A 9,957-nucleotide genomic window follows, 5' to 3' on the forward strand; every position below is an offset into this window, starting at 1 on the left:
CCAGTGTGCCGCGCGAGCGGGAAATGGTCGAAAATAGGTCGTCATACGGTGGCCATCCGATGCGGTCGTAGTAAGCGACGACCTTAAACCGGGCTGTTAGTGTCGAACGGGTTTGCGGGTGACCGCAGGTGAAGGAGGCACGGTTTGAACCGCGCAGTGGCGCTGCGAATCGCGGCATGCGGGATCATGGGGCTCGGCGCTGCGTTGTTGATCGCCGCGTTGTTGCTGTCCACCTACACCGAGGGCAAGATCGCCAAGATCCCGCTCGACCTCGACGCCACACTGGTCAGCGACGGCACGGGAACGGCGTTCGACCCGGCCTCGCTCAACGAGCCGGTGTTCGTCGTCGACCGTGACGTGCCGGTGGTCCAGCAGCAGCAGATGACGGTGGAGGCGCCGTCCAACGCCGACGTCGTCACGCTGCAGGTCGGCACCACGCTGCGCCGCACCGACAAACAGCAGGACACCGGCCTGCTGCTGGCGATGGTCGACACCGTCACGGTGGACCGGCACACCGCCGAGGCGGTCTCCAGCGAGAGCAACCCCGGCGGCGCCGTGCAGAAGCCGCGCGCCATCGAGGACGAGCAGCCGCCGACCAACATCGCGCTGCCCCACGAGGGGCTGGCCTACCGGTTCCCGTTCGACACCGAGAAGAAGACCTATCCCGTCTTCGATCCGATCGCGCAGAAGGCGTTCGACGCCAACTACGACGGCGAAGAGGACGTCAACGGGTTGACCACCTACCGGTTCAGCCAGAACGTCGGCTACGACGCGGACGGCAAGCTGGTGGAACCCGTTCGGTATGCGTCGCTGTTGGACGACGAGGCCGACGCCGAGGTCACCGCGACCGCCGCGATGTGGGGCGTCCCCGGCGAGCCGGAAGAACCGATCACGATGTCGCGCTATTACGCCGCCCAGCGCACCTTCTGGGTGGACCCGGTGTCGGGAACCATCGTCAAACGCGAAGAGCACGGCTATCACTACTACGCCCGTGAGCCGCTCAACCCCGAGGTGACGTTCGTCGACTACCAGGTCACGTTCAACGAGGAGACGGTCGAATCCCAGGTCGCCAGCGCCCGTGACGAGCGCGACCGGGTGGCGTTGTGGGGCCGCATCCTGCCGATCACCTTCACCGCGATGGGGCTGGTGTTCCTGGTCGGCGGCGCGCTGGCCGGGTCGTTCAGCCTGCGCGCCGAATCCACGCTGATCGACCCGGGTCTCGACGAGGCCGACCACCGCTTCTTCGGTACGCGCGGATCCTCCGCTGAACCCGTGCCCGGCGCTGAGGCCCAGACCGAGAAGCTGCCCGCGCCCCGCCCGTCCGATCTGCCGCCGGACAGACCGGTCTGATCCCGCGACTCCAGGCGCCTGCACGGGCGCTGATGGCTGCCGGCTATGCGCTGGCGCTGTCCATCGCGGTGACCGCGCCGCTGTTCGCCCCGGGCTATCTGCTGTTGCGCGACGCGGTGTCGACGCCGCGCTCGTATCTGTCGGATGCCGCGCTGGGCCTGAGCGAGGCGGCACCCCGCGCGCTGCCGCAGGATTTCTTTGTCGCGATCACGTCGTCGGTGATCGACGGCGGCGTGGTCGTCAAGGTGCTGTTGGCCGCCGGGCTGTGGCTGGCCGGCTGGGGCGCCGCGCGGCTGGCGGCCCAGATGCTGTCCTCCGGTTTGGCCGGCCAGTGCGTCGCGGTGACGGTCGCGGTGTGGAATCCGTATGTCGCTGAGCGTCTTCTGCAGGGGCACTGGAGTCTGTTGGTGGGCTACGGCTGCCTGCCGTGGGTGGCGGCTTCGATGCTGCGGTTGCGGGAGTCGACGTCGTTGGCGCCGATGTGGGCGCTGGTGTTCTGGATCGCGCTGGCGGGTCTGACCCCGACGGGTCTGCTGCTGGCGGCGACGGTGGCGCTGGCGTGTGTGTTCGCCCCGGGCACGGGACGGCCGCGTTGGCTGTGCGCGACGCTGACGTGTGGCGTCGCGGTGCTGGTCGCGCTGCCGTGGCTGCTGGCGGCGGCGGTCGCCGGTTCGTTGTCGTCGTCGCAGGCCGCCGGGGCGGCAGCGTTCGCGGCGCGCGCCGAACCGGGGCTGGGTACATTACTCAGCCTCGCCGGGCTGGGCGGCATCTGGAACGGAGAGGCCGTACCTGACTCGCGCACAATACTTTTCGCTGCGGTGGCGACGGTAGTGCTGCTGGCGATCGTGGCGTTGGGGCTTCCTGCGCTGATCCGGCGCCCGGCCGCGGTGCCGCTGGTGGTGCTGGCCGTCGTCGCGGTGCTGGTACCCGCCGTGATGGCGACCGGGCCCGGGCTGGCGCTGGTGGAGGCGATGATCCGGATGTTCCCGGGCCTCGGCGTGCTGCGCGACGCGCAGAAATGGGTGGCGTTGGCGATGCCCGCCTATGCCCTCGCCGCCGCGGGTGCGGTCAGCACGTTGCGGCGGTGGCTACCTGCCGCGGCGACGGCGGCGTTGTGCTGTGCGGCGCTGATCGCCACGCTGCCGGACCTGGCGTGGGGTGTGGGCGCCAAGGTGGTCGCGGTGCAGTACCCGCCGGGTTGGGCGACGGTCGCGGAGATGATCAACGCCGACCCGCGGCCGGTCGCGGTGCTGCCGGTGGACAGCATGCGCCAGTTCACATGGGCGGGTGCGGCTCCGGTGCTGGATCCGCTGCCGCGCTGGGTGCGCGCCGACGTGCTGTCCACCGGTGATCTGAACATCGGCGGCCAGACAGTGCCCGGCGAAGGTCAGCGTGCCCGGCAGGTGCAGGACATGCTGTTGCGCGGCGCGTCCCGCGACGAGTTGGCGCAGGCCGGGGTCGGCTGGGTGGTCGTCGAATCCGGCGGTGCGACAGTACGTTTGCCGTTGCCCGTCGCCTACACCGACGATCATCTGACCCTCTACCGCGTCGGCGCCGACCACCCCGGCGCGTCGGCGCGCCCGCTGATGATTGCAGCGCACGTGGTGTGGCTCGCGGCGCTGCTGGCGGGGCTGGTGGGGATGACGGTGGCGCGTTTGCGCCGGGCTACACCACGCCGCTGACGTAGCTGCCGGCGTGCACCGAGTCGAGGACGGTGTGCATAGCCTCGGCGCTCTGCCGCCAGGAGAACTCGCCGCTGCGGGTGTGGGCCTTGGCGCCCAATTCCTCGCGCAGCACAGGATCGGACAACAGCCGTTCGAGGCCGTCGACCAGCTCGTCGTGGTCGTCGACGAGCATTCCGGTGACGCCGTCGATGATCGAGTCGGTCAGCCCGCCGGAGGACCGGTAGCCGATCGTCGGCACCGCGTGTTGGCCCGCTTCGGTGACCGCCAGCGCCCAACCTTCTTTGCGGGACGGCAGCACATGCACCCAGCACCTCTGCAGCACATGGTGTTTGGTGTCGTCGTCGACGTGTCCGTGAAACGTCACCGCGTCGGTGATGCCCAGCAGCGCAGCGTGGTCGACGAGCCGCTGTCGCCACCAGCCGTCGCCGAGGATGTCCATATGCACGTCCGGGATCCGCTTGCTCAGTTCGGCGATCGCATCCAGGGCGTCCTCGATCTGCTTGTGCGGCACCAACCGGGACAACACCGCGACCCGCGGCGCCGCCGAGCGCGGCACGTTCAACGTGTCCGGGGGCGCCTCGTCAAGACCGTTGCGTACCACCGCGATCCGGTCGGGGTGCACACCGAGGCCGACGAGGTCGCGCGCCGAGGGCAGCGACACGGTGACGTACTGGTTGCGGCGGTTGACCCGCGGCGACAGCTTCGACTCGACGAACCAGCCGACGCGCCCCAGCACCGGACCCGCCACCGGCCACTGCTCGCGGTGGCAGTGGTGCACGAGCACCGCGACGCGGCGCCCATAGGCCAGCCGCGCCAAGAACGGGATGCCGTTCTGGGTGTCGATCACCACGTCGGGCCGGGTCTTGCGCAGCGGCCCGAGCCCGACGCGGGCCAGCACCATCGCCAACCCAGCCCAGATGTACACGGTGTGGCGGCCCCCGCCACGGCTGATCTGCACGCCGTCGAGGGTCTCGCGTCGCGGGGCACCGGCGTAGCGCGCCGTCCGCAACGTCACTGCGACGCCCGACTGGGCCATTTGCGCGCCGATGCGCTGCAGATAGGCCTCACTGCCGCCGCCTTGCGGGTGCCCGGTGTCGCGCCAGCACAGCAGCAACACGGAGCGAACGCGGCGGTCAGACATCCGTGCCAGCGTAGCGGCTGGATATGGTCGCTCGGATGGCCGTCACCGATGTCACCGATGTGTTGGCCCGCCGCGCGACGCTGACCCGGTCGATCAAGCTGCTCAGTGAGTTCCGGTTCGAGCAGCACGATCCCGCGCGGTTCTACGGGGCGCTGGCCTCCGACACCGCGGCGATGGTCGCCGACCTGTGGCGCGGGGTGCACGGCGCCTCGCCGGCCGGCTGCACGCTGCTCGACATCGGCGGCGGACCCGGCTACTTCGCGTCGGCGTTCGCCGACGCCGGGGTGCACTACATCGGTGTCGAACCCGACCCCGGAGAAATCCATGCGATGCACGCCGCGCCCGAGGCGACGACACCGGCCACCTACGTGCGGGCTTCCGGTACGGCGTTGCCGTTCGCCGACGCCAGCGTCGACATCTGCCTGTCCTCCAACGTCGCCGAACATGTGCGTGAGCCGTGGCGGCTCGGCCGGGAGATGCTGCGCGTCACCCGGCCCGGCGGGTTGGTGGTGCTGTCCTACACGGTGTGGCTGGGCCCCTTCGGCGGGCACGAGACCGGGCTGTGGCACTACCTGGGCGGGGCCCGCGCGGCCGCGCGCTACACCCGCAAGCACGGCCGTCCGCCGAAGAACAACTACGGCTCGTCACTGTTCGCGGTATCGGCGGCCGCCGGGCTGCAGTGGGCCGACGGCACCGGGGCCCTGCTGGCCGCATTCCCCCGCTACCACCCGCGATGGGCATGGTGGCTGACGCGGGTCCCGGGGCTGCGGGAATTCCTGGTCAGCAACTTGGTGCTCGTTCTCATGCCGCCGACTGGAACAGGTTCTACTTTCGCCGGTGGATAGGTAGTGTGACGAGCATGACTCAGACCGTCGCGCACAAGACACCCGCCGGCGAGCCGGCGCATCGAACCCAGTGGGACAAACTCTTCATCGGCGGCAAGTGGGCCCAGCCCGCGTCCAACGAGGTCATCGAAGTCCATTCACCGGCCACCGGTGAGCTCGTCGGCAAGGTGCCGCTGGCCGTCGAGGCCGACGTCAACGCGGCCTGCGCGGCGGCCCGCAAGGCCTTCGACGAGGGGCCGTGGCCGCACATGTCCCCGCAGGAGCGGGCCAAGGTGCTCGGCGCCGCGGTCAAGCTCATGGAGGAGCGCGCCGACGAGCTGAAGTACCTGCTGGCCGCCGAGACGGGGCAGCCGCAGACGATCGTCGACATGATGCAGTACGGCGCCGCGATGTCGGCGTTCCAGTACTACGCGGGCGCGGCCGACAAGTTCGCGTGGAAAGAGGTCCGCGACGGCGTCTACGGCCAGACCATGGTGGTGCGTGAGCCGATCGGTGTCGTCGGCGCCGTCACCGCATGGAACGTGCCGTTCTTCCTGGCCGCCAACAAGCTGGGCCCGGCCCTGCTGGCCGGCTGCACCATGGTGCTCAAGCCGGCCGCCGAAACCCCGCTGTCGGTGTTCGCGATGGCGGAGATGTTCGCCGAGGCCGGTCTACCCGAAGGGGTGCTGTCCATCGTGCCGGGCGGCCCGGAGACCGGCCGCGCGCTGACGGCCAACCCGGAGCTGGACAAGTTCACCTTCACGGGCAGTTCCGCGGTGGGCAAGGAGATCGCCAAGATCGCAGCCGAGAAGCTCAAACCGTGCACGCTCGAGTTGGGCGGCAAGTCGGCCGCGATCATCCTCGAGGACGCCGACCTCGATGCGACGCTGCCGATGCTCGGGTTCTCGGGTGTGATGAACAGCGGTCAGGCCTGCGTCGCGCAGACCCGCATCCTGGCGCCGCGCTCGCGGTACGACGAGGTCGTCGAGAAGGTCGCGAACTTCGTCTCGGCGATGCCGGTCGGGCTGCCCGATGACCCGAACGCGGCGATCGGGCCGCTGATCAGCGAGAAGCAACGCGAGCGTGTTGAGGGCTACATCAAGAAGGGCGTCGAGGAGGGGGCGCGCCTCGTCACCGGCGGCGGCCGGCCGGAGGGCCTGGACAACGGCTGGTTCGTCGAACCCACCGTGTTCGCCGACGTGGACAACTCGATGACGATCGCCCAGGAGGAGATTTTCGGCCCAGTGCTGGCGGTGATCCCCTACGACACCGAAGAGGACGCCGTGCGCATCGCCAACGACTCGGTGTACGGCCTGGCGGGCAGCGTGTGGACGACCGACAACAAGAAGGCGATCGAGATCGCGTCGAAGATCCGCACCGGCACGTACGCGGTGAACATGTATGCCTTCGACCCGGGCTCGCCGTTCGGCGGGTACAAGAACTCCGGCATCGGGCGTGAGAACGGCCCGGAAGGCATCGAGGCCTACGTCGAGCACAAGAGCGTGCTGCTGCCGTTCGGTTACACCCCCGAGGACTGACGTTCCCGGATTATGGTTCAGAGCATAATCTGCTGACCGTTGGCCAGGTGCCGCGCCGGTCTGATCAGCGTCTCAGTGTGATCGGGAATACATAAATTGCCAATGGGTGTTACCCAATTTATGCTTCACGTCATACAAAGGGAGGCGCTCGATGTGGATCGTTGAGGTCAACTTCGCCGGACGCCGGTTCACCTATCGCGTGCCTGACAACCGTCGGCCCATCGTTCGCTTCGGGTCGCGCGGCTTCGGCTGGCTTTCGTCGCAGCCGCGGCCGACGCGCACGGCCTGACCGTTCGCTCCGGAGGTCTCTGCTGTCTGCCACCCCGACCAAGGGCCGCACCACCAAGCGCGGCTCCACCAGAACCAACATGCTCATCAGCGCCGCTCAGGTGCTGCGGGAACGCGGCGCCGCGGGCGTCACGATCGACGAGGTACTGGCGCGCAGCGGCGCGCCGCGGGGTTCGGTCTACTACCACTTCCCCGGCGGCCGCAACCAGATCCTGACCGAGGCGCTGCAGTACGCCGGCGAGGCGATCACCGAGGTGATGGACGATGCCGTCGCGCACGGCGGAATGTATTTGGTGCGGCAGTTCGTCGAGTTCTGGGAACAGCTGCTGGTCAAAAGCGACTTCACCGCGGGGTGCCCGGTGGTCGCCGCCGCGATCGGGTCGGCCGACGACGAGCCTGCGCTGAGTTCGCTTGCCGGCGGCATCTTCACCCACTGGCGCGACGCGCTGACCCGGGCGTTCGTCTCGGACGGGTTCGACGACGCCCAAGCCGCCTCGCTGGCGATCATGTGCATCGCATCGCTGGAAGGTGCGGTGGTGCTGTGCCGGTCCACCCGCAGCGTCGATCCGCTGCAGGACGTCGCCCAGCAGGTCGAATTCTTGATCAGGTCAAGGGAATTCATCCGTCGCCACGACGTTCCGGACCATCGCTAGCCCTTGCGCCACCGCGCGCAGACGAAGTCCTTGTTGACCGCGGACTCCGACAGCACCCATTCCGAACGGACCGGCAGCACACGGGAACCGGCGCCCAGCGAGCACGGGGCGTAGCTCACGATCATCTCGTCGATCAGGCCCGCGGCGACGAACTGCCCGGCGACGTCGCCGCCGCCGACCACCCAGACGTCCTTGCCGGCCGCGGCGGCCGCCAGCTTCGGATGCAGATCGGTCACGTCGCCGTCGAACGTCTGCACGGGATGGCCCGTCATGATGATGTGCGGACGGCTGGTCAGCACCCAGCACGGCTGCTCGTACATCCATTCGCCCGGTTGGTTTTTCACGATCCACTCGTAGGTGGCCGATCCCATCACGATCGCACCGATGGACTCGATGAAGGCGTCGTAGCCGAACGGCCCGGACTGGTCGATATCGCGTGACGTCAGCCAGTCCAGGCTGTCCGCGTCGTCGACGATGTACCCGTCCAGGCTGGACGCGGTGTAGTACACGGTCGCCATGTCAATTGCCTCTCATCCATTCGAGCGGATCGCCGTGGTCGGTGCGCACGCCTTGGCGCGCGAGCATCGCTCGGGCGAGTTGGCGTCGGTGCGCGGAGTAGGTGAGCACGTGCGCGATAATGCCGTACAGCTGAAAGGATTCCGGCGGGTCGCACAGTGCGTCAATGATGGTGTCATTTAGCCTGCCTTCGGCGGTATACGTGGAAACCATTGCCGCCCAGCCTCTTCCGATATCGTCGTGACGTTCGGCTAGCCTTCCGGGTGTGGCAGACTCGGGTTGGATCGCGGCGCGGTCCGGGAAATCGCGGCCCTCGATCGTGGCCAACCAGACCTGCTTGGTCCACACGATGGCGCCGAGCACCGCGCCGACGCTGGGCTCCGGCCCATCCCAGTCCAAGACCACCTGCCCGGGTGAGATCGGTTCGCGCCATTGGTCGTTGGACAGTTGGGCGGCATGGTTGATCAGATACGTCGTATCGGCGATGTCGTGGGCCACCATCAGTTGCGAGATGTCGGGCTCCTTGGTGTCATCGTCGCTGTCCAGCCACAGCGACTGGGGCGGATGGAAGTGCAGTCCGTTGGGCGCCTGAACCCGAAACGGCAATTCGGGGGCCCGAGATGGCGGTACGCCGAAGGTGCGTCGGAAGGCGCGCGAGAACACCTCCGCCGACGACCAGCCTTCGTCGGCGGCGACGGCCGATACGGTCTCGCCGTTGTGCAGGCGCCACGCGGCCCGCTCGAGCATGATGCGTTGGCGCAGCGCGGCGGGCGACTCCCCCGTCAGCCGGCGAACCTCGCGGGAGAAGTGGAATTCGGAGGCGTAGCTGCTGCGCGCCATATCGCCGACCTCCGCGTTGTCGGCGTCGACGACGGCGTCGAGCAGTTCGCGCAGCCGGTCCCGGCGTGATCGCTCGCTCACGTTGAACGAGTATCGTCGCGCATCCGCCGGTTGGACATGACAATTCCTGCTGTCCAGCCCGCCGAGATCGACGAAACGGTCGAAATTACTCGCACGAATCCGCCGAAATGTCCCGTTCGGCTCAAAAGAGAAGGTCGCTGACGCGGGCCTCGACGTCTCCGAGCCCCGACAGGTCGATGCCGAAGCGTTCGGTCAATGCGGTCAGCACGTCGGCGGCACTGTCGAAGCGGATCCGTTCGGTGTTGCCGGCGCGGTGGATGGCGAGGTCGCGGTCGCGCAGGTTGCCGCGGGCCTCGTCGGTGACGAGTGCGGCGGTCAGGCCTTTGACGAAGCCGGACTCGGGATGCGTTGACACATACCAACTTGCGACTTCGCGGTCGATCAGCGGCAGGGGGCGGGTGTCGAACAGGTAGAGCGGGCGCCACTCGTCGCGGATCTGGGTGTCCAGCATGTAGCCGTCGGCATGCTCGCGCAGCCGGTAGGGCTCGAGGCGGGTCTGCTGCACCGGGCCGGCTTCGAGCCGGATCGGCGAGGGCAGCGTCTGACCGCCAAAGCCGACGTCGACCAGCCAACGCCCGTCGTCCCCTGGCACGGTCACCGCCAGCGCCTCGTGCGTCTGCGCAGGCAACTCGTCGGAGTCGCGCATCCAAACCACCCGGCCGCCGAGCCGGTCGACGTCGAAACCGAGCTGCGCGAGCACGTAGCCCATCAGGCCGTTCTGTTCGAAGCAGTACCCGCCGCGGCGGCGACGCACCATCTTGTCGCTGAGGGCCGAAGCGCTGAGGTCGGCCACCGGGATCCCCATCAGCGGATCGAGGTTCTCGAACGGAATCGACCGGAGATGCGCGGCAACCAGCCCGTGCAGCGTGTCGACGGTCGCCGCGGTTGGGCCGGTGTACCCGATCCGGTAGAAGTAGGCACCCAGATCGAGCCCGGGGATCGCGTCGGCCGTCATGAGCACATCCTGCGGTCTCAACCGCAGTTGAGGTCAAGTGCCATGTCATACCCCCCTGGCATGATCGAACGTATGTTCGCTTCGGA

The 9,957-nt window shown here is 68.4% G+C and carries 10 protein-coding genes; 6 read left to right on the plus strand and 4 right to left on the minus strand.

What is annotated here, in order from left to right; all coding sequences use genetic code 11:
* Window positions 1-144: 144 nt before the first annotated feature.
* Both ABQF13_RS10490 and ABQF13_RS10495 read left to right on the plus strand, forming a co-directional pair.
* Window positions 145-1,350 (plus strand): cell envelope lipid trafficking protein PgfA, encoded by a 1,206-nt coding sequence (locus ABQF13_RS10490; protein WP_448392639.1) that lies wholly within the window; start codon window positions 145-147, stop codon window positions 1,348-1,350.
* Window positions 1,351-1,382: 32 nt separating this feature from the next.
* Entirely contained in the window at window positions 1,383-3,032 is a 1,650-nt protein-coding gene (locus ABQF13_RS10495) for an MmpA family trehalose lipid delivery protein (protein WP_448392640.1), read from the plus strand.
* On the opposite strand, the gene ABQF13_RS10500 is transcribed toward ABQF13_RS10495, so the two are convergent.
* Window positions 3,016-4,176, minus strand: a complete 1,161-nt coding sequence (locus ABQF13_RS10500; RefSeq protein ID WP_448392641.1) for a glycosyltransferase family 4 protein — start codon at window positions 4,174-4,176, stop codon at window positions 3,016-3,018. The two genes, ABQF13_RS10495 and ABQF13_RS10500, sit on opposite strands and share 17 nt — an antisense overlap.
* Window positions 4,177-4,211: 35 nt before the next feature.
* Between ABQF13_RS10500 and ABQF13_RS10505 the strand changes: the two genes are divergently transcribed.
* From ABQF13_RS10505 to ABQF13_RS10520, 4 genes are all read left to right on the plus strand, one after another.
* A complete protein-coding gene (locus ABQF13_RS10505; protein ID WP_448392642.1) occupies window positions 4,212-5,021 on the plus strand; it encodes a class I SAM-dependent methyltransferase in 810 nt (269 codons plus the stop codon).
* Window positions 5,022-5,035: 14 nt separating this feature from the next.
* Window positions 5,036-6,538 carry an aldehyde dehydrogenase gene (locus ABQF13_RS10510; RefSeq protein ID WP_448392643.1) on the plus strand — a complete coding sequence of 501 codons (1,503 nt, stop codon included), beginning with the start codon at window positions 5,036-5,038 and terminating at the stop codon, window positions 6,536-6,538.
* Window positions 6,539-6,689: 151 nt separating this feature from the next.
* Window positions 6,690-6,827, plus strand: a complete 138-nt coding sequence (locus ABQF13_RS10515; protein WP_448392644.1) for a hypothetical protein — start codon at window positions 6,690-6,692, stop codon at window positions 6,825-6,827.
* A 79-nt stretch (window positions 6,828-6,906) separates the two neighbouring features.
* Entirely contained in the window at window positions 6,907-7,479 is a 573-nt protein-coding gene (locus tag ABQF13_RS10520; protein ID WP_448392645.1) for a TetR/AcrR family transcriptional regulator, read from the plus strand.
* Here ABQF13_RS10520 and ABQF13_RS10525 read toward each other — a convergent pair.
* The 3 genes from ABQF13_RS10525 to ABQF13_RS10535 form a co-directional block, all read right to left on the minus strand.
* Window positions 7,476-7,997, minus strand: coding sequence for a dihydrofolate reductase family protein (locus ABQF13_RS10525; RefSeq protein ID WP_448392646.1), 522 nt, complete (start codon window positions 7,995-7,997; stop codon window positions 7,476-7,478). The two genes, ABQF13_RS10520 and ABQF13_RS10525, sit on opposite strands and share 4 nt — an antisense overlap.
* Before the next feature lies 1 nt (window position 7,998).
* Window positions 7,999-8,916, minus strand: coding sequence for a helix-turn-helix domain-containing protein (locus ABQF13_RS10530; RefSeq protein ID WP_448392647.1), 918 nt, complete (start codon window positions 8,914-8,916; stop codon window positions 7,999-8,001).
* A gap of 121 nt (window positions 8,917-9,037) precedes the next feature.
* Window positions 9,038-9,871, minus strand: coding sequence for an arylamine N-acetyltransferase family protein (locus ABQF13_RS10535; RefSeq protein WP_448392648.1), 834 nt, complete (start codon window positions 9,869-9,871; stop codon window positions 9,038-9,040).
* Window positions 9,872-9,957 lie beyond the last annotated feature (86 nt).

The sequence above is a fragment of the Mycolicibacterium sp. XJ879 genome (assembly GCF_053483935.1).